This is a genomic window from Fredinandcohnia onubensis (assembly GCF_002734215.1).
GTDB classification, from domain to species: Bacteria; Bacillota; Bacilli; order Bacillales; family Bacillaceae_L; genus Ferdinandcohnia; species Ferdinandcohnia onubensis.
In genome coordinates, this window is sequence record NZ_NSEB01000002.1 from 130,294 (window position 1) to 150,362 (window position 20,069).

The following is a 20,069-nucleotide window of genomic DNA, read 5'->3' on the forward strand; positions in this document are numbered from 1 at the left end:
CAGATAGAAGTGAAAAAAATAGTAAGAGGACTATTATTTTTGAATTTCGTTTGTGTCGTTTATTTATTGCTGAATGTCGAAACGGTTAAAGGCATTGCTAGAAGTTTGATTGAAGGAACAGACGGGTTCTCAACTGGGTTGCAGCATGTGTATGCCCAGGAAAAGAACCCGTATCGAGAGGTGTCAAACGGTAAAGTAGAGGTATTCATACCAGTTGAAAAGATTCTACAATTACCGGAGCTTCCAAACGGCTGTGAAATTACGTCACTTACTTCCGTGTTGAATTTTCACGGTTATAGAGTTTCAAAAGTAGATATGGCTGATCATTATTTACCGAAGGAGCCTTTTACAACGATCAACAATGTTCTATATGGACCCGATCCTAATAAGGCATATGCAGGAAACCCAAGAGAATGGAGCGGATTCTTCTCTTATGCCCCTCCAATTGTACAAGCAGCAAATGCGTATTTAGGAAAAGAAGGGGCTCAAATAGAACCTGTTGACCTAAGTGGAAGCACTCGTGAGGAAATCATAATGGAGCTTGAAGAAGGGAACCCTGTGGTTGTTTGGGTAACTCTAGACTTAAGTAAGAAAAAGGTTAATTATTCTTGGAATATTCGTGACTCAAAAACAGAGTTTAATGCTCCTACAAACTTGCATGCTGTGGTTCTTAATGGTTATGTAGGTGATAAGGTGCATGTCATGAATCCGTTGCAAGGTCAAGTCACATACGATGCAGATGCGTTTTTTGCGAGCTATGTTGACTTAGGGAGTCATGCAATGACTGTTAAGTAAAAACGAAACTAGGTGTTAACATGGAACAAAAAACATTAGGCGTTATCGGTGGCATGGGTCCGAAGGCTACTTCTGTATTTTTTGATAAAATTGTCAATCAAACAGAAGCACATAAGGACCAGGACCATCTGAATATGGTAATTCTTAATCATGCTACCCTTCCAGACCGGACAAATACAATCCTTACAAACACAGGCGAGACGTTCTTAAATGCTATAAAAAATGATTTCAAGTTGCTAGAAGCAGCGGGTGTCGCTAATATTGCAATTCCTTGTAACACATCTCATTATTTTTACGATGAGCTTCAGAAGCTGACGCATATCCCTATCATCAACATGGTCGAAGAAACAATTAAAGAAATTCATAATCGGCATGGTGAAGGTACGAAGGTCGGAATTCTTGCAACAAACGGTACGATTCGCAGTGGAATCTATGCAGATGTTTGTAAGAAATATAATCTTGAGCTCTTGGCTCCAAATGATAGCTTACAAGAAAAGGTCATGGATATTATTTATAACAATGTAAAAAGTGATCTTGATGTTGATTCTAGTGAACTTGAGCAGCTAATCCAGCATCTTATTGAACAAGAGCATTGTAAAATTGTAATATTGGCTTGTACGGAATTGTCCTGTATTAAATTAAGTGATGAGGCTGTTAAGAGCAGTATTGATGCAATGAATGTACTTGTTGAAAGATCGATTTTACGTTCAGGTAAGCATGTAAAATAAATTGCAACACCAACAAATGAAAAATAACCAGTTCGAACTGGAAACTAAACTCACCTTCATACGGTGAGTTTTTTTATAGTATAATTCAAGATGCTTGTCGAATTTTTGGGGGATTTAGCGTTCCTAGAGCTTGTCGAAAAATCTTAAGCAAATCTAGTATTTTCAAGTGTTTATGAAATATAATTGTAATATTACTTTGACGTTTTAAGACAATTTTTTATGATATAATACAAAACGTGAGAATATATAGCAAAATATGATACTTTTGGTGAAAAATGAATATTTTTCATCTTTTTATAGGTTGCTAGTTTGGTAGAAGGAGATGTGGCAGGTTGAAAAGAAAACTTCTTATGATTGGAATGGGTATATCAATAGGACTTGGAAGTTTATTGACATCTATGCCTAATACTGTATTAGCGGTTCAAAAGAATGAAGAGCTAGAAAATGAAAAGCAAGAAGTTCAGGAAAAAAAGACAGAGGTAGAGTCTGAAATCTCCCAAAAGGAGGGGGCTCTTAATGAAGTCAAACAACAACAGGTTAGTGTTGAGCAGGAAATTAAAAGACTTGATTTTGCAGTGAGTGAAACGCGAGGTAAAGTTGAGAGTATAAAAGCAAAGATTCAAGAAACGAAAGAAGAAATTGAGCGTCTTGAGGCGGAAATGAAAGTGCTCGAGGAACGGATTCAAAAACGGGACGAGCTTATCAAGGAACGGATGCGCAGTCTTCAGCAAAGTGGTGGAGTGGTTAGTTATGTAGATGTGTTACTTGGTGCAAAAAGTTTTAATGATTTTATCAACCGAGTTAGTGCGGTATCTACATTTGTACAAGCTGACCGCGAGATTATGAAAGAACACGAAGCAGATATTAAATTACTTGAGGAAAATAAAGCAGAGGTAAAGGCCTTACTTGCGCAGCAGGAAGACCAATTAAAAGAACTTGATCGGTTAGAAGTTCAGCTCCAATCACAAATTCAAGAACAAAATAAAGTGATGAAGCAATTAGAGGCCCAGGAGCAGAAAATGCATGAAGAGCTCCATGCGTTAGAGGATGTTGGAGAATTATTAGCTGCGCAGGAAAAGGCAATCCAAATGGAAATCAATGCATGGAATCAAAGGCAGAAGGAGCTTGAAGAGCAACGAAGAAAAGCTGAAGAGGAACGGAAAAAAGCCGAAGAGGAACGAAAAAAGGCCGAAGAGGCTGGTACTACACCGCCACCACTACCTCCTGCACCTCCAGCTGCTGTGAACAATAGCGGATTTATTAATCCAACAACAGGCCGAGTTACATCTGAATTTGGGATGCGTTGGGGAAAAATGCATTTTGGAATTGATATCGGAAAGGGTGGAAGACCAGGAAACATTCCGATTTATGCGTCAGCAGGCGGTACGGTTACACGCTCACGACTTGAAAGTAGCTACGGTAATGTCATCATGATCACCCACTATATCAACGGACGTCAAATGACAACTGTTTATGCGCACTTAGATCAACGTTTCGTTGGCCAGTATGACCGAGTGGAGCAAGGTCAATTGATCGGTTACATGGGGAACACTGGTGACTCAACCGGACCACATCTCCATTTTGAAATCTATAACGGACCATATAGTCCAACTCAATACAGTGGCGGACACTCAAACGCAGTGAACCCCCGTCAATATGTTTCCTTTTAAGGATTTACGCGCCCAACCGAAGATGGTCGGGCGTTTTTGTATGAGAAGTAAGGCGTCACCGTTTTCCAACAAAACAAAAAACCCACATCAGATGTGGGTTTAGCAACTTATAATGTTTTTGCCTTCTTTTTTAAGCCCTCAAAATCGAGGATATGAATATCCCGTTGTCCATTTACCTCAACTAGGTTTTCTGAGATAAATTTAACAAACTTCCGGCTAATGGTTTCAGGTGTCGTACCAATGAGAGACGCTAGAACCTTTTTAGTAATAGGGAGCTTAAAGCGGCCATCCTTGGAGCGAACTCTGTCATTGAACAAGAGCAGCACACTTGCTAATCGTTGTTCAACCTCCATTAGGCTAAGTAAGCTCATCCACTCGTCGGCTTGATAAATCCGCTCATTTAATGCCCGCATGAAGCGGAGGGCCATTTTGTGATTTCGCTCTAACGTATTAAAAAAATCCTGTTTTTGAATCGTATAAATCAAAGTATCGTTAATTGCTACTGCGTTCGCATAATGATTTTCTGATTGGAGCATCGCGGACTGGCCGAAAAAATCATCAGGGAATAAGAGACGAACGATTTGTTCTTTTCCGTCCTCTGCCACTTTTGTAATTTTAATGATCCCCTCACCGATAATATAAAGGGTATCGGAAGGATCACCTTCTCTAAATACAATTTCCCCTTTTCGGTAATCGCGAACTTGCGTGACCTTTTGTAATAGGTTCATTTCCTTCTCATTTAAACCATGAAAAATAGGTACCTGTCGAATAGAGCTTGGATCATGTGGACTGCTAATCATACAGAACACTTTTTCTCCTTTCAAATGCCCATAAAATGCGGACTCTTGTTGTACTATAGTTTACCTACCTTGCGGAAGTCTAAACGACTTATCGTTTCGAAAGTGTAAGAGCATGACTTACTTTTTTCGGTTCCTTTACTTCAAGAGGATTGATGTACTACAATAGAGTTTCACTTTATGTTATTCCAAAACTTTTTATTTAAAAAAATTACTTGTAAAACTTGATTTACATCAAGGAAACTTTCTGTTTCCGACTATAAGATAAGAATAACATATTTATTAAGAATTATGACTATATAATGACACTTATTTTGCCTATTTTTTCGGCTTTTTTCAGGAATTTTCCAATGTAAGCATTTTACTAGAAATCAGTGGAAAATGAGGTATAGTAGGTGTAGACGTCATATTTCTATAAAATACAAATTTTGTCTATTAAGTATTACAAGTATGAAATGTAATATGGAGGCTAAACACAAATGGATAATCAACAAAGGAAAAATGTGTGGGAGTCATTCTATGGCCCGAACATGGGTTATGTCTTTGACATGTATGAAAATTACAAGAATGATCCAAGTTCAGTAGACCCTTCCGTGAAAGCGCTTTTCGAAGAACTTGGGCCACCACCAGCAGATGAGCAAGCAGCAACAGCAGAGCTAGTAAGTGGGGGTATCTCACCGAAGACCATCAAGACGATCACATCTGGAGTTAAATTAATTAAGAGCATTCGTGCGTATGGCCATATAGCGGCTGATATTTATCCAATCCGCACTAGACCAATGCCAGACACCAGCTTTTTAGAGCCTGGTTACTATAATCTTACAAAAGAAGATTTAATGGATATCCCGGCAACATATATTTGGGAAGAAGCACCTCCGTCAGTTCAAACTGGTTGGGATGCTTATAAGCATTTAAAATCTGTTTATACACAATCAATTGCTTATGAATTTGGACATGTTGATTCCGAAGATGAAAGACAATGGTTAAGACAACAAGTCGAAATCAATGGAATTAACTTAAAGCTAACTGCAGATGAAAAGAAACAATTAGCTGAGCGTCTAATGAATGTTGATGGCTTTGAAAAATTCTTACACAAAACATTCGTTGGCCAAAAGCGTTTCTCAATCGAAGGATTAGATATGCTCGTTCCAATGCTTGAGCGCTTAATTCAAGAAGGAAATAGTGACGGTACCGACAATATCATGATCGGTATGGCTCACCGTGGCCGTTTGAATGTGCTTGCACATGTTTTGCATAAGCCATATGAACTCATTTTCTCTGAATTCCACCATGCACCAAACAAAGATTTAATCCCATCAGAAGGTTCTAGAGGGATTAACTATGGTTGGTCTGGAGATGTGAAGTATCACTTAGGTGCTGACCGTGCTGTTAAAGGCCCTAAAGAGCATGTAACTCGTATTAATCTTGCAAACAATCCAAGTCACTTGGAGTTTGTAAACCCTGTAGTGCTAGGGCTTACTAGAGCAGCTCAGGACAACACAAGTAAAGCCGGTTATCCAGTTCAGGATAAGCAAAGTGCAATAAGTGTACTAATCCATGGTGACGCAGCATTCCCTGGTGAAGGAGTAGTAGCTGAAACCTTAAACTTAAGTAGATTGAGAGGCTACGAAACTGGGGGAACCGTTCATATTATCGCAAACAATATGGTTGGTTTTACAACAAATAATACAGACTCTCGTTCCACTCGTTTCGCGAGTGACCTTGCGAAGGGTTATGAAATTCCAATCTTACGTGTAAATGCAGATGACCCTGAGGCTTGTCTTGCAGCAATTCATTTTTCGTATGAGTATCGTAAGCGTTTTGAAAAAGATATCTTAATTGATTTAGTTGGATACAGACGATTTGGTCACAATGAAATGGATGACCCAAGCGTAACACAACCATTATTGTACAAAAAGGTTGCAAATCATCCTGTTATTGCAGATAAGTACGGAAATCAGCTTGTTGCTGAAAATGTAATAACAACAGAAGAACTAACCAAAAAACGTGAGGAATTCATGCAAAGTCTTCAATCTATTTTTGATGACTTTGTGGAAAATGAAGAGCGCGTGAAGCCGAAGAAGCCAAAAGCATTGTCTTCTATTCCAGAATTCGATACAACAGTACCTGCTGACCTATTAAGTAGTATCAACAGAGGACTATTACAGTGGCCACAATCACTAACGGTTTATCCGAAGCTTGAACGTATTTTAAAACGTCGTGAAACGGCTTTAGATGAAGAAAACAAAGTAGATTGGGCATTAGCTGAAACACTCGCTTTCGGATCAGTTCTTGCAGAAGGAAAAACGGTTCGTTTAACTGGTCAGGATAGTGAAAGAGGAACATTTGCTCATCGTCATGTTGCTTTAAATGACTATGAAAATAATGAAAAATATATCCCATTACACAATATTCCAGAGGCGAAGGCATCATTCTCAATCTATAACAGTCCATTGTCTGAGACGGCTGTTTTAGGATTTGAATATGGTTATAGTGTTCAAGATGAAAATGCACTTGTCCTTTGGGAAGCGCAATTTGGGGACTTTGTGAACGTGGCACAGCCAATTATTGACCAATTCATATCTTCAGGTCACGCAAAATGGGGCCAAAAATCAGGTCTTGTTATGCTTTTACCACATGGATATGAAGGACAAGGTCCAGAGCACTCAAGTGGAAGAGTGGAACGTTTCTTAAATGCTGCTGGGGAATATAACTGGATTGTTGCGAACGTAACAAGCGCTTCTCAATATTTCCACTTATTAAGAAGACAATCGTTGCTTACTTCAACTGATGAAGCAAGACCATTAATTGTGATGACTCCTAAGAGTCTACTTCGTCACCCACAAACAGCGTCATCATTAGCTGATTTAACAAATGGAAGCTTTAAGCCACTGCTTGAGCAACCAGGAATGGGAACGAATAAAGACAAAGTAACTCGCCTAATCTTATGTACAGGTAAAGTAGCTATTGATTTAGCAACAGAAGCTGCGAATTTACCGGCAGAAAAGGCGGATACTCTGCATATTGCGAGAGTGGAGCAAATGTATCCATTCCCTAAGAAAGAACTAGAAGAACTAGTAAGCCAATATCCAAACCTACAAGAGGTTGTTTGGGTTCAAGAAGAGCCGAAAAACATGGGTGCATGGCCAGCTCTACAATCGGTATTAATGGAAATTTTATCTGATGAAATTAAACTAGATTATATTGGTAGACCGAAGCGTTCAAGTCCTGCTACGGGTGACCCGGATATTCACAAACAAGAACAAGCATGGATTATGCAAGATGCATTGCTTACAGACAAAGGAGGGAATCAGCAATGATCGAAATTAAAGTACCGGAATTAGCTGAGTCCATTACAGAAGGAACAATTGTTGAATGGTTAAAAAAAGAAGGCGAACTCGTGAATAAAGGTGAGTCAATCGCTGAACTTGAAACAGATAAAGTAAACGTTGAAATTAACAGTGAACATACTGGTGTTATTAAGGAATTCTTATTCCAACCAGGTGATAATGTTGAAGTTGGTCAAGTGATTGCAAAGCTTGATGAAAATGGTTCAGAATCAAGTGCACCAGCACCTGCTGAAGAACCTAAAGCTGAGGCAGCACCACAAGCTGAAGCAGCAAAATCAGAACCAGTTGCAGAAGCATCTACAGAAGAAAAAGGCAAGCCAGCAATTGCTTCACCTGCAGCGAGAAAAAGAGCAAGAGAACTTGGCATTGACTTAAATGAAGTACCATATAAAGATCCACTAGGACGCGTTCGTGTTGAAGGTGTTGAGGCTTATAAGCAAGCTCAAACAGCACCAGCAACTCCAGCACCAGCTGCAAAACAACCTGCAGCAGCACCAGTGGTAAATGATGATCCACGTGTAGAACGCATTAAAATGTCTAGACGTCGTCAAACAATCGCAAAACGTCTTGTTGAAGCACAACACACAGCAGCAATGCTAACAACATTTAATGAAGTTGATATGACTGCTGTTATGGACGTAAGAAATCGTCGTAAAGACGCTTTCTTCAAAAAACATGGCGTAAAACTTGGTTTCATGTCATTCTTCACAAAGGCGGTTATTGGAGCATTAAAGGCATATCCATATGTAAATGCTGAAATTCAAGGAAATGAAATCCTTCTAAAGAATTTCTATGACATCGGTGTTGCCGTATCTACAGATGAAGGCTTAGTTGTACCAGTTGTACGTAATGCAGATACATTAAGCTTTGCAGGAATTGAATCTGAAATCGGCCGCTTAGCTGAAAAAGCAAGAAATAATCAATTAGGTTTAGGCGACCTTCAAGGTGGAACTTTCACCATTACTAATGGTGGAACATTCGGTTCTCTAAACTCAACACCTATTATTAACGCACCACAGGTTGGTATTTTAGGAATGCACAAGATCCAAAGACGTCCTGTAGTAGTTGATAAAAATGATACGGTTGAAGTACGTCCAATGATGTACGTGGCATTATCTTATGACCATAGAATCATTGATGGCAGAGACGCTGTAGGATTCCTAGTAAAAGTAAAAGAACTATTAGAAGATCCAGAAGATCTATTATTAGAAGGTTGATTGTAAGAAAAGCGCAAGCGCCTTGCTCAGCCCCGACAAGCATAAGAAAAGCCGGCGAGAAGGATGCCTTTTATCCTTCTTGACGGATTGGCTTATGACCTCGAGGGGCTAGGCGCTGGAGCTAGACATAGAATGAGAAGGCACATGCTCCGAATGAGAGAGCATGTGCCTTTTTTGTTGATGTTTATGTGTAGTGAAAAAAAGCTGTTTCCTAAAGAGGAAACAGCTTTTGAATGACTTATTAAATGACACCGTGAGCGATCATTGCGTCAGCTACTTTTAGGAAGCCGGCGATGTTAGCTCCATATACAAGGTTTCCAGGATGGCCATACTCTTCAGCTGCATCCATGCTATTGCGGTAAATCGAAGCCATGATGTCCTGAAGCTTGCTGTCGACTTCTTCAAATGAACAAGAAAGTCTCATGCTGTTTTGTGACATTTCAAGTGCAGAAACGGCAACGCCACCTGCATTAACTGCTTTCGCTGGTCCGAATAGGACATTGCTTTCAATGAATAAATCAATTGCTTCTAAAGTAGAAGGCATGTTTGCACCCTCACCAATTGCCTTTACACCATTTGAAATGAGTGTTTGAGCTGATTCACTGTCAATTTCATTTTGAGTTGCACAAGGTAATGCAATATCACAAGGGATTGACCAGATACCGGAGCAGCCTTCAATATATTCTGCTGCTGGGTGTTCTAATACATATTCACTAATACGTTTACGTTCAACTTCTTTGATACGTTTGATGGTTTCAAGGTCTAACCCATTTTCATCATAGATATAGCCGTTAGAATCACTACATGCAACCACTTTTGCACCAAGTTGTTGAGCTTTTTCAATCGCATAAATAGAAACATTCCCAGAACCTGAAACGACAACTGTGCTTCCTTCAAAAGAAAGACCTTGTTCTTTCAGCATTTCCTCAACAAAGTAGACAGTACCATAGCCTGTTGCTTCTGTACGAACTAAGCTTCCGCCATAGCCAAGGCCTTTGCCAGTAAGAACGCCTGCTTCAAAGCTACCTTGAAGTCTTTTGTATTGACCAAACATGTAGCCGACTTCTCTTGCTCCTACGCCGATATCTCCAGCTGGTACATCGATATCAGGACCAATATGTCTAGCTAATTCAGTCATAAAGCTTTGTGTAAATCGCATAATTTCGTTATCTGATTTTCCTTTCGGATCAAAGTCAGATCCGCCCTTACCTCCACCAATCGGAAGGCCAGTTAAAGAGTTTTTAAGGATTTGTTCAAAGCCGAGGAACTTAATGATACTTGCGTTAACGGAAGGGTGGAAACGCAAACCACCTTTATAAGGGCCAAGTGCACTGTTAAACTGAACACGATAGCCACGATTTACATGGATTTCGCCTTGGTCATCAACCCAAGGTACTCGGAATGTAATCATTCTTTCCGGTTCAACGAGTCTTTCCAAAATCGCGTGTTTCATGTATTTTGGATTTTTAGCAAACACAGGTACAAGAGAAAGGAAAATTTCTTTTACTGCTTGGTGGAACTCTGGTTCATGAGGATTTCTCTTCTTAACCTCCTCATATACTTTGTTCATATAATCGGTTGCTTGTTTTAACTCTGGTACAGGAATAGACTTTTCGATCATAGCCATCGTGTACAATCACCCTTTCTTTGCTATATATTTTAAGTACAAAAAAAATAAACGGACGTTTTATCTGTAAATTCTTGATATTTACTATTTTATAATGAATAATTAATCTAAACAATATTAATAAAAGATATAAACAATGCCGTAATGAGATGGATTAAGGAGGACACCTTGTGGAACTTAGACAATTAACTTATTTTATTGAAGTTGCAAAACGAGAACATGTTACGGAAGCGGCGAATTCAATGCATATTGCACAATCGGCAGTAAGCAGGCAATTGTTCAACCTTGAATCCGAATTAGGTGTAGACTTGTTTATTCGAGATGGACGAAATGTGAAATTAACGCCGATCGGAAGAGTTTTTTTAGATCATGTCGAGCAGGCATTAAATGTATTAGATAATGCAAAACGTGAGATTGAAGAATATTTAGATCCGGAACGAGGAACAATTCGAATCGGATTTCCTAGTAGTCTAGCAGCTTATACCTTACCAACAATGATATCTGCATTTCGTGAACGTCACCCACAGGTAAAGTTTTCATTGTCACAAGGAAATTATTATTCATTAATTGAACGAGTGAGAACAGGCGAAATCGACATGGCTCTGTTAGGACCCGTGCCAAATCAGGAAAAAAAGATTACAGGCACTACTTTATTTACGGATAAGATGGTGGCACTTTTACCACGCGCGCATCCACTTGCTGAGAATAAGTCATTAAGTCTTAGCCAACTAAAAGAAGAACAGTTCGTATTATTTCCGAATGGATTTATCTTACGAGATATCATTGTAAAAGCATGTAACCAGCTGGGCTTTCAGCCGACAGTCTCCTTTGAAGGAGAAGATATCGATGCCATTAAAGGTCTTGTTTCAGCAGGACTAGGAATAACAATTATTCCTGAGGTGACCTTAGTTGAAAATATACCACGTTCTACTGTGAAGGTTTCGGTTCTACAACCTGAGGTGACCCGTTCGGTAGGTGTTATTATTCCCAAAGAGCGAAAATTGCTCCCTACTGAACAGCTCTTTTATGACTTTTTAAAGGATTATTTCTCATTTTTAGACAAATTTCAATACTGAGGGTTGGTCTATTTCCGTGGAAATAGACGGATTATGTCGATTAAAGGGGAGCCCTGTGAAGGCTCCCCTTTAGGTTATCCTACCAGTTTCAAGCCTACCGCTGCACTAATAATGAGTCCAATAAATAAGAATCGTTTCCAGTCTTTCGGTTCGCCATATAGGATCATTCCTAAAATGGCTCCACCAGATGCTCCAATTCCTGTCCATACGGCATATGCCGTGCCCATTGGCAAAGTTTCCATCGCTATGCTCAGGAATAGGAAGCTACCTCCAAAAGAGGCAAGCAGTAAGACTAGTGATTGCCAATTTTTCTTTTGATGAAGTCGATTAATCAGCACAACCCCTAACATTTCAAAAACACCTGCAATAATGAGTGAGAACCATGCCATTAACCTTCAGCTCCTTCCGAGTCCTTCTCTTTTGTAACAAGCTTCAGACCAATTACTCCAACTAGAAGCACTCCTATTAATAGAAGCTTCGCCAGTTTGACTGGTTCATTAAAAAACAGAATCTCTGATATGACGGTTCCGGCAGTACCTAGTCCAACAAAGACCGCATAAGCCGTACCAACCGGTAACTTTTTTCCTGCTGCAATAAGGGCATGAAAGCTGATATAGATCGCAATGACAGTTCCAGTCCATGTCCAAAAACTATCTGCATGCTTTAATCCAATCACCCAAAACACTTCAAAAAATGCCGCAAAAAAGACTTTTATCCATTCTAAGTTCATTATATTTCCCCCTTATAGTTGCGGTTAAAAAGAAAAAGCCCAAGAGATTATAACAAATGTATAATCTCCCAGGCTTTTGTCCCTCCGTGGCATAGCATATTTGCTATGAGTTTTCTCTCGGACCAGACTAGCGATAGCTACGGAACCCTAGAAAACCTTTTTATTCAACTGTTTTCATTATATAATAGAAACCTTTTTGTAGAAAGAGGGAAAAATTGCTTGTGGGCGGTTTTGAATGGAAATGGATGTTTATGATTGATTTATAAAAAAGGTTTCAATATAATGAGAGTACAATCCATGAAGGATGTGACATGATGTTAACTCCAGAAAGACATCTGCTTATTTTATCGTTACTAAAAGAACATGGGGTTGTGAAACTTCAAGAGCTGATTGAGAGAACAAATTCGTCGGAATCAACGATTCGTCGTGATTTAGTACAGCTTGAAAATGAAAACAAATTAAGAAGGGTCCATGGTGGGGCTTCATTCGTTCACGGAAATCAATTGGAACCGAGTTATATAGAAAAAACAGCAAAAAATGTAAAAGAGAAACAAGCAATTGCTAAATATGCATCAGAGCTTATTCAAGATGGCGACTCCATTTATTTGGATGCAGGGACAACGACACAAGAACTAATCCCATTTCTTGACCACAAGGGACTTACTGTGGTGACAAATGGAGTAAACTTGATTGAACCCTTACTTGAAAAGGGGATTACTACCTATCTAATAGGTGGTGTTTTGAAACCGAGTACAAAGGCCTTGATTGGGAGTCGAGCATTATCAAGCTTGAACCTTTATCGGTTTGATAAGTGCTTTTTAGGAGTGAATGGGATTGATTTGAAGTATGGCTATACAACCCCAGATCCTGAAGAAGCACTTATTAAACAAACAGCAATGGGCTTAGCGAAGGAAAATTATATATTGGCTGATCACACGAAATTTAATGAGGTTTCTTTTTCGAAAATTTCCTCCTTAAAGGATGCCAATTTAATAACAGATAATGGATTAACAAAGAGTGAGCTTACGTCTTATCAAGAACATATCAACATAAAGGTCGTGACAACATGATTTACACAGTTACGTTAAATCCCTCCATTGATTATTTTATCGAGTTGGATGAATTTTTGGTGGGTGAACTGAATCGTATTAAAACGGATCGAAAAAGCCCGGGTGGAAAAGGGGTCAATGTTTCTACTGTTTTACAAAATGTCGGGGTAGAGAGTGTTGCCTTAGGGTTTATAGGTGGTTTTACTGGCAAATTCCTTATTGATACCTTAACAGCAAAGAATATCAAGACAGACTTTGTCACTGTTGAAGGGGACACAAGAATCAATGTGAAACTTCATTCTGATGTGGAGACTGAGATAAATGGGGCCGGTCCGCAAATAAAATCTAATGAACTTGAACAGCTATTAGAGAAGTTTGATCAAATGCAAAAAGGAGATGTAGTGGTACTTGCAGGGAGTATCCCGGCATCGCTACCGTCGACACTGTATCAACAAGTCGCAGAGAAATTGCAAGACAAGGGAGTTAAAGTGGTAGTTGATGCCACAAGAGACTTATTAGTCGAAGTACTTCCATATCAGCCGTTTTTAATTAAACCAAACCATCATGAGTTAGGTGAAATTTTTGGTGTTGAGATTAAGAATGCCGAACAAGCCATTCCTTATGGGAAAAAGCTCGTTGAAATGGGGGCGCAACATGTCATCGTTTCGATGGCGGACAAAGGTAGTTTGCTATTTGTGAATGATGAAGTCTTTTTTGCGAACATTCCTGAAGGTACGCTTGTTAATTCTGTAGGTGCAGGGGACTCTGTCGTAGCAGGTTTTATTGCATCTTATTCCAAAGAACAGGTTGCGACAAATGCATTTCGTTTTGGAGCAACAGCCGGCAGTGCCACAGCCTATTCTGAAGGATTAGCAACGGAAGAGAAAATAACTGAATTGATTTCACAAGTACAAGTGAAAAAGATATAGAAAGGAACATGCAGGATGAGAATTACAGATCTGTTGAAGAAAGATACGGTCATTATTGACCTTGTTTCTTCATCAAAACTTGAGGTCATTGAGGAATTGGTCTCAAAACTTGATGAAGCTGGCCGCCTACAGGATAAAGAACAATACAAACAGGCAATCTTAACAAGGGAAAGCCAAAGTACAACAGGAATTGGTGAAGGAATAGCGATACCACATGCGAAGACTGCTGCTGTGAAGACGCCAGCGATTGCATTTGGACGCTCCATAAAGGGAGTAGATTATGAATCATTGGATGGACAACCAAGCCATTTATTTTTCATGATTGCTGCAAGTGAAGGGGCAAATAATGCACATCTTGAAACACTCTCAAGATTATCTTCGTTATTAATGGACGTTGGTTTTCGTGAAAAGATTATGCAGGTTCAAACTCCAGACGAGTTAATCGATGTGATTAATGAAAAAGAAAATGAGTCAGAGGAAGTGGAAGCGCCGGTTGAGAAAAAAGAAGGACAGCAAAAAGTTCTTGCGGTAACGGCATGTCCAACCGGAATTGCGCATACGTATATGGCAGCAGACTCATTAAAGGCAAAAGCAAAAGAAATGAACATCGATATAAAAGTTGAAACAAATGGTTCAACAGGTGTGAAAAATGAACTCACTCAAGAAGATATTGATGAGGCAGTAGCAATCATTGTAGCTGCAGACAAGCAAGTAGAGATGGCTCGTTTTAATGGTAAAAAGGTAATTCAGGTACCGGTAGCTCAAGGTATCCGCATACCGGAGGAATTATTAACAAGAGCGGTTAATCAGGATGCTCCAATCTACCAAGCTGAACAAACCGAAAAGAAAAAAACAGAAGGCGGAGAAAGAAGTGGTTTTTATAAGCATTTAATGAATGGTGTTTCTAATATGCTTCCGTTTGTTGTAGGTGGCGGGCTATTAATTGCCATTTCATTTATCTTTGGAATCAACGCTTCTGACCCGAATGATCCATCTTATAATCCGATTGCAGGCGCGTTGATGACAATCGGAAGTGCCAATGCGTTTCAATTAATGATTCCTGTTTTAGCAGGATTTATCGCCATGAGTATTGCTGACCGTCCTGGATTAGCACCAGGTATGATTGGCGGTCTAATGGCGACAACTGGAGGAGCTGGATTTTTAGGTGGATTAATAGCTGGTTTTCTTGCAGGATATGTAGTCTTATTACTGAAGAAAGTCTTCTCGGGTTTACCATCATCATTTGAGGGTCTAAAACCAGTGTTGATATATCCGTTCTTTGGGATCTTGATTACAGGTGCGATAATGTATGTACTTGTTGGTCCGTTAAAATTTGTAATGGATGGGTTGACCGGTTGGCTTGAAGGACTAGGTACAGGGAACTTGATTGTACTTGGTTTAATTCTAGGTGGAATGATGTCAATTGATATGGGTGGCCCAATTAATAAGGCGGCATTTACCTTTGGAATAGCCATGATTGATGCTGGAAATTATGCACCACATGCAGCTATTATGGCGGGTGGAATGACACCACCGCTTGGATTAGCTTTAGCGACAACCCTCTTTAAAAATAAATTTACAAAGCAAGAACGCGAAGCTGGTAAAACAGCTTACTTCATGGGTGCATCGTTTATTACAGAAGGTGCGATTCCATTTGCTGCTGCTGATCCTGGGCGTGTTATTCCTTCTGCGGTCATTGGTTCTGCAGTTACGGGTGCACTAACCATGTTGTTTGGTATTGGCCTACCTGCTCCACATGGAGGAATTTTTGTCATTCCTTTTGTAAATGGTAGCTGGGCGTTATACGTACTTGCGATAATTATCGGTACAATTATAACGGCGCTATTAGTTGGATTCTTGAAAAAGCCCATAAAATAAGGGAGTTACCCCGTGCTACTTAGGCACGGGGTATTTTTTACGATAGTGTGATTGGTTTATAGGTGATCGTATGATTGTTTTGATGTAACGCATTGTTAGCGGAGGTCGGGGTGAGGACGAGGTGTCCAATATTATTTCCGGTTTCAATGATGGGACCTTGATTTGTAGAAAGGTAGCGAATTTTTTCTTTCCAAGTAAAATTGGTAGGACAAGGGGTATTTCTCTTTTGTTTAACGATATCGTAGGTCGCATCACAATATCTGTTAATTTCTTTGTTCCTTCGTTTAGCTGCATTTAATGTAACGATTGCCTTCATCAAACCTCCTTGTATTCCTGAAAAACTCATATTGTTCATCGGACTGCTTGTAAATTGGTAAATACATAGATGATCACCATCGGGAAATTCGATATTGGTCGTAACAGTAGAAGCGTAATGCACATCTCCCGATAAGATAAAACAGTGACTCGGGTTCCACTCCTTGAGTTGGTACAGGAGTTCACTAAAGCCCTCTCCATTATACTTCCAAGACTCAAAATCGAATGCTGTTGTTGCTGGAATACCCATTGTTTTTAATGGATAAATATATTGATTGATGAAGGACTCGATTAAGCCAATTCCGTAAACAGGTGCAGGTGAAATAACAAGGAGTGGTTCACCACTTTTCCATCCACTTGCGTATAAACAGTCTGTTACCGTCTGCCAACCTCGTTTGCCAATAAGCTGAGGAGGTCGGTCCTTTTCTTCGATCGTACGCCCAAGAGAAACAGGGAGAGGGGTGTGGTCGTACTTTCTTTGTGTTCTTGTATCAAGGAAAATGGATGTTGGATTTGTCGGTGCAACAAAATTCCACTGATCAAACTTCCAAAGTATTTCTTCCCATGCGTCATGTGACTGTGAACGAGTATCATAAGTTTTACTATATCTCCACATATTACGGAGAAATGCAGGGTCAAATCGGTCTGGGTCATTACCCCATCCTTGAAATAGCCAATACGCCATAAGTCCATTGGCAACCACATGTCTTCCAAGTTTTGATGAGTAGACGTTATTTTTCCAATTGTGACTGATGTTCCAATCATCTGTTATATCATGGTCATCAAAGATCATATAGGTTGGAATGTTGGCAAGTAATCTTCTTACCTTAGTAAGAGTTTGATAGGTTACCTTCACACCTGCCACTTGTTCGTTATACTCTTTCTCGTATGCTTTCTTTTCCTTTTTTCGCTTGTCTTTTTTGGAAATAAAATAAATTTGATCCTTCTTAACTTTGTCTTTAAATGTTGGGAAATTACCATCATCTGTGTAAGCATCCCAAAGCTCAGGTGACCATGATAGTAAATAGAGAGCGGCATATTCGCCAAATGTCATCGCATGGTTCCGGGCATGTGAGGAGGTGAATTTGCAAAAATGCTCCATGATAAATTGTCTTCCTCGAGCCTGGTTTATTGATTTTTTGAATGGTTTTTCGTTGAGGCGAGGCTCCATTTCAGTAAGTTTTTCTCCGTTTCCAATGAGTTTTTTACCGGCTTTCACCATGATCTGAAATATCGGATCTGGTACATCATCTGCATAAATTTGGTCACCTAATAAAAATAAAGCGTCTGGGCGCTTTTCGAGGTCTAGATAGTTCATTTCGATTGTTTCGTCTCCTTGGCTAAGAGTATCCTCACCTTTTCCATGAAGCTTTCGACATGACCCATATAGGAGATTCGTTTTTTGTGGAGTTGGATCCGGAATAAAAAAACTAGGATAATCGAGGTCTCCATATGTGATTGAGTTTGGTTGCTTGTTTCCTAGAAGTTTGAAATCATGTAAGTCATGAATCTCAGAATTTTTTTGGAAAAGGAGATTATAGCCTAAGAGTGTGTTGACAGGGAATTGGGTTTGATTTGGTGATGTCAGTTTGATGAGGCTAATATAGAGTTGTTTCCCAGCACGAAAGGTCGTTGTTTCAGAATCACAATCTATTTCATGGTACGCATAATTGGTACCATCTATTTTTTCAATGTGGTACAGCTTTGCACCAAGTCTGAATCTTTTTCTTAACGCAATCCAAATATAAATGTGAGAAGGCTCAACTCGTCGCAGGATTGGCCCCGATAAAATTGTCGGTATATCCATTTTGTTCACCATCCCATTTTTTTATATTCTATTCAGGGATCTAGGCGACCGTTCATTTCAGGTATGTAACAGAGTTGTGTTGGAATAGGAGAGTGAGGGTTCGCGCCGGCGGAAAAGGAGCATAAGCGAAGCGAGGAAAGACAAACCTCAAAAGTTTCGGGTGACAAAATAGTTTGTCAAATTTAGGTGAAACAGCTTATAATTCGTTATAGCAGTAGGAAATCACAAGGAGAGAGCAAAATGATTCGACGTTTTTTTACATATTATAAGCCCCACCGCACACTGTTTTTAATTGATTTTAGTTGTGCGGTGATTGTTGCGATTCTAGAGCTGGCCTTTCCGCTTGCGGTGCAGTGGTTTATTGATAAACTTTTGCCAACTAGTAACTGGTCTGCAATCGTATGGGTGGGCATTGGATTGTTAGTATTATATTTAGTTAGCTCAGGTCTTCAATTTATTGTAGGCTATTGGGGTCATAAGCTAGGGATTAACATTGAAACGGATATGAGGCAGCAGTTGTTTCAACATGTGCAGCGGCAATCATTTCGCTTCTTTGATAATACAAAAACAGGTCATATTATGAGCCGTATTACGAATGACTTGTTTGATATTGGCGAGCTTGCTCATCATGGTCCAGAGGATTTGTTCATTGCCATTATGACCTTTGTTGGTGCATTTTGGATCATGTTAACGATCAATGTGAAGCTTGCCTTAATTGCGATTATTGTTGTGCCATTTTTAGTATGGTTGATTGCTTTTTCAAATGTTCGCATGAATCGTGCGTGGAAGGCGATGTATAGCAATATTGCGGATGTAAATGCCAGGGTCGAGGACAGTGTGGCAGGGGCACGCGTTGTCCAATCCTTCACAAATGAAGAATTTGAAATTTCTAGATTTACAGTTGATAACGGTAAGTTTCGTCGTTCAAAGCTTAGTGCTTATAAAGTAATGGGGTCAGCATCTGCTGGTATCTACCTCATGACACGCTTGTTTGTCCTTATCGTGTTAGTAGTCGGTGCATGGTTAAGCTTTAGCGGGGAGCTTACTTACGGGGAATTAGTTGGATTCGTCTTATATGCCAATGTCCTGTTTAAACCGATTGACAAAATTAATGCCCTCCTGGAACTGTACCCAAAAGGGATGGCTGGTTTCAAACGTTTTACAGAGCTACTCGATATGGAGCCAGAAGTGAAAAATGCGAAGGATGCAGTTGCTGTTCCATCTCTTCGAGGAGATATTGTGTTTGATCAAGTCACCTTTGGCTATGACGAAAAACAGGGACCAGTCTTAAAAAATATAAATCTAAAGGTTCATGCTGGGGAGACAGTGGCATTTGTCGGTCCATCAGGAGCCGGGAAAACGACGATTTGTTCATTAATTCCACGTTTCTACGATGTGGATGGAGGTTCCATTTCGATTGACGGAATGGATATTCGAAAAATGACAAAGGAATCATTGCGTTCCCAAATTGGAATTGTTCAGCAGGATGTTTTCCTTTTTACAGGTACTCTACGAGAAAATATTGCATACGGAATGCTTGGGGCATCGGATGAACAAATTGAAGAAGCAGCAAGACGGGCTCACCTAGAAGAGTTTATTGCTGGACTACCAGATGGCTACGAAACACAGGTTGGGGAACGTGGCCTTAAGCTTTCAGGTGGTCAAAAACAACGGATTGCTATTGCCCGCATGTTTTTAAAGAATCCACCAATCTTAATATTGGATGAAGCTACTTCTGCTTTAGATACAGAAACAGAGCAGATTATCCAAAAAGCATTAACAGAGCTTTCAAAAAATCGTACAACACTTGTTATCGCCCACCGTTTGGCTACAATCCGAAATGCAGATCGCATTATCGTGGTGACAGAAGATGGTATCGCGGAACAAGGCGGACATGATGAATTGCTAGAAAAAGGCGGGATCTTCGCAAATCTACATCAGGTTCAATATCAATCATAATAACCAGGAAATCCTGGTTATTTTTTTATGCCTAAATGGGTCAAAGGTCATATGAAAATTTCAGTCAATTGGCGGCCATTAGCATGAAAAAGGGTAGAAGAAAAATGAATCTTGTCAGTTTCAATCGGATGGTAGGGAACAC

At 39.7% G+C, this 20,069-nt stretch carries 15 protein-coding genes and 1 riboswitch; of the genes, 10 read left to right on the forward strand and 5 right to left on the reverse strand.

Translation table 11 applies throughout. The annotated features are described in order from the left end of the window. Window positions 1-9: 9 nt before the first annotated feature. The 3 genes from CKK03_RS01090 (at window position 10) to CKK03_RS01100 (ending at window position 3,193) form a co-directional block, all read left to right on the forward strand. A complete protein-coding gene (locus tag CKK03_RS01090; protein ID WP_180271107.1) occupies window positions 10-795 on the forward strand; it encodes a C39 family peptidase in 786 nt (261 codons plus the stop codon). A gap of 20 nt (window positions 796-815) precedes the next feature. After that, a complete protein-coding gene (gene cuyB, locus CKK03_RS01095) occupies window positions 816-1,523 on the forward strand; it encodes a cysteate racemase (RefSeq protein WP_099360792.1) in 708 nt (235 codons plus the stop codon). Between the two features lie 332 nt (window positions 1,524-1,855). Next, complete coding sequence (locus CKK03_RS01100) at window positions 1,856-3,193, forward strand: murein hydrolase activator EnvC family protein (RefSeq protein ID WP_099360793.1); 1,338 nt, start codon at window positions 1,856-1,858, stop codon at window positions 3,191-3,193. A 107-nt stretch (window positions 3,194-3,300) separates the two neighbouring features. On the opposite strand, the gene CKK03_RS01105 is transcribed toward CKK03_RS01100, so the two are convergent. After that, the gene (locus tag CKK03_RS01105; protein WP_099360794.1) at window positions 3,301-3,993 is read right to left on the reverse strand and encodes a Crp/Fnr family transcriptional regulator; all 693 of its coding nucleotides are present in this window, start codon (window positions 3,991-3,993) and stop codon (window positions 3,301-3,303) included. Window positions 3,994-4,469: 476 nt separating this feature from the next. On the opposite strand from CKK03_RS01105, the gene CKK03_RS01110 reads away from it, so the two are divergent. Then, the gene (locus CKK03_RS01110; protein WP_099360795.1) at window positions 4,470-7,310 is read left to right on the forward strand and encodes a 2-oxoglutarate dehydrogenase E1 component; all 2,841 of its coding nucleotides are present in this window, start codon (window positions 4,470-4,472) and stop codon (window positions 7,308-7,310) included. Next, complete coding sequence (gene odhB, locus CKK03_RS01115) at window positions 7,307-8,557, forward strand: 2-oxoglutarate dehydrogenase complex dihydrolipoyllysine-residue succinyltransferase (protein WP_099360796.1); 1,251 nt, start codon at window positions 7,307-7,309, stop codon at window positions 8,555-8,557. Before CKK03_RS01110 ends, odhB begins: the two co-directional genes overlap by 4 nt. A 241-nt stretch (window positions 8,558-8,798) precedes the next feature. On the opposite strand, the gene gdhA is transcribed toward odhB, so the two are convergent. Continuing rightward, window positions 8,799-10,178, reverse strand: a complete 1,380-nt coding sequence (gene gdhA, locus CKK03_RS01120) for an NADP-specific glutamate dehydrogenase (protein ID WP_099360935.1) — start codon at window positions 10,176-10,178, stop codon at window positions 8,799-8,801. 176 nt (window positions 10,179-10,354) lie between these two features. On the opposite strand from gdhA, the gene gltC reads away from it, so the two are divergent. Further along, window positions 10,355-11,260: a glutamate biosynthesis transcriptional regulator GltC gene (gene gltC, locus CKK03_RS01125; protein WP_099360797.1), complete on the forward strand. Its 906-nt coding sequence runs from the start codon at window positions 10,355-10,357 to the stop codon at window positions 11,258-11,260. Between the two features lie 74 nt (window positions 11,261-11,334). On the opposite strand, the gene CKK03_RS01130 is transcribed toward gltC, so the two are convergent. Both CKK03_RS01130 and CKK03_RS01135 read right to left on the reverse strand, forming a co-directional pair. Beyond that, window positions 11,335-11,649: a DMT family transporter gene (locus tag CKK03_RS01130; protein WP_099360798.1), complete on the reverse strand. Its 315-nt coding sequence runs from the start codon at window positions 11,647-11,649 to the stop codon at window positions 11,335-11,337. After that, on the reverse strand, window positions 11,649-11,990 hold the full coding sequence (locus tag CKK03_RS01135; protein ID WP_099360799.1) for a DMT family transporter: 342 nt from the start codon (window positions 11,988-11,990) through the stop codon (window positions 11,649-11,651). Before CKK03_RS01135 ends, CKK03_RS01130 begins: the two co-directional genes overlap by 1 nt. 63 nt (window positions 11,991-12,053) lie before the next feature. Beyond that, a riboswitch (guanidine-I (ykkC/yxkD leader) is annotated at window positions 12,054-12,152 on the reverse strand. A gap of 152 nt (window positions 12,153-12,304) precedes the next feature. Here CKK03_RS01135 and CKK03_RS01140 point away from each other — a divergent pair. The 3 genes from CKK03_RS01140 to CKK03_RS01150 are packed head-to-tail and all read left to right on the forward strand — an operon-like array spanning window position 12,305 to window position 15,846. Continuing rightward, on the forward strand, window positions 12,305-13,060 hold the full coding sequence (locus CKK03_RS01140) for a DeoR/GlpR family DNA-binding transcription regulator (protein ID WP_099360800.1): 756 nt from the start codon (window positions 12,305-12,307) through the stop codon (window positions 13,058-13,060). After that, the gene (gene pfkB / locus CKK03_RS01145) at window positions 13,057-13,968 is read left to right on the forward strand and encodes a 1-phosphofructokinase (RefSeq protein WP_099360801.1); all 912 of its coding nucleotides are present in this window, start codon (window positions 13,057-13,059) and stop codon (window positions 13,966-13,968) included. Before CKK03_RS01140 ends, pfkB begins: the two co-directional genes overlap by 4 nt. Before the next feature lie 15 nt (window positions 13,969-13,983). Continuing rightward, complete coding sequence (locus CKK03_RS01150; protein ID WP_099360802.1) at window positions 13,984-15,846, forward strand: PTS fructose transporter subunit IIABC; 1,863 nt, start codon at window positions 13,984-13,986, stop codon at window positions 15,844-15,846. A 37-nt stretch (window positions 15,847-15,883) separates the two neighbouring features. Here CKK03_RS01150 and CKK03_RS01155 read toward each other — a convergent pair whose 3' ends face one another. Next, window positions 15,884-17,968: a metallophosphoesterase family protein gene (locus CKK03_RS01155; RefSeq protein WP_099360803.1), complete on the reverse strand. Its 2,085-nt coding sequence runs from the start codon at window positions 17,966-17,968 to the stop codon at window positions 15,884-15,886. Window positions 17,969-18,208: 240 nt separating this feature from the next. Between CKK03_RS01155 and CKK03_RS01160 the strand changes: the two genes are divergently transcribed. Continuing rightward, window positions 18,209-19,927, forward strand: a complete 1,719-nt coding sequence (locus tag CKK03_RS01160; RefSeq protein WP_099360804.1) for an ABC transporter ATP-binding protein — start codon at window positions 18,209-18,211, stop codon at window positions 19,925-19,927. Window positions 19,928-20,069: the final 142 nt, after the last annotated feature.

Bases quoted from the DNA above. Each gene is read 5' to 3' on its own strand.
- CKK03_RS01105 (WP_099360794.1), bottom strand. From the start codon at position 3,993: ATGATTAGCAGTCCACATGATCCAAGCTCTATTCGACAGGTACCTATT.
- CKK03_RS01150 (WP_099360802.1), top strand. From the start codon at position 13,984: ATGAGAATTACAGATCTGTTGAAGAAAGATACGGTCATTATTGACCTT.
- gdhA (WP_099360935.1), bottom strand. From the start codon at position 10,178: ATGATCGAAAAGTCTATTCCTGTACCAGAGTTAAAACAAGCAACCGAT.
- CKK03_RS01160 (WP_099360804.1), top strand. From the start codon at position 18,209: ATGATTCGACGTTTTTTTACATATTATAAGCCCCACCGCACACTGTTT.
- pfkB (WP_099360801.1), top strand. From the start codon at position 13,057: ATGATTTACACAGTTACGTTAAATCCCTCCATTGATTATTTTATCGAG.
- CKK03_RS01155 (WP_099360803.1), bottom strand. From the start codon at position 17,968: ATGGATATACCGACAATTTTATCGGGGCCAATCCTGCGACGAGTTGAG.
- CKK03_RS01130 (WP_099360798.1), bottom strand. From the start codon at position 11,649: ATGGCATGGTTCTCACTCATTATTGCAGGTGTTTTTGAAATGTTAGGG.
- CKK03_RS01135 (WP_099360799.1), bottom strand. From the start codon at position 11,990: ATGAACTTAGAATGGATAAAAGTCTTTTTTGCGGCATTTTTTGAAGTG.
- CKK03_RS01140 (WP_099360800.1), top strand. From the start codon at position 12,305: ATGTTAACTCCAGAAAGACATCTGCTTATTTTATCGTTACTAAAAGAA.
- odhB (WP_099360796.1), top strand. From the start codon at position 7,307: ATGATCGAAATTAAAGTACCGGAATTAGCTGAGTCCATTACAGAAGGA.
- cuyB (WP_099360792.1), top strand. From the start codon at position 816: ATGGAACAAAAAACATTAGGCGTTATCGGTGGCATGGGTCCGAAGGCT.
- CKK03_RS01110 (WP_099360795.1), top strand. From the start codon at position 4,470: ATGGATAATCAACAAAGGAAAAATGTGTGGGAGTCATTCTATGGCCCG.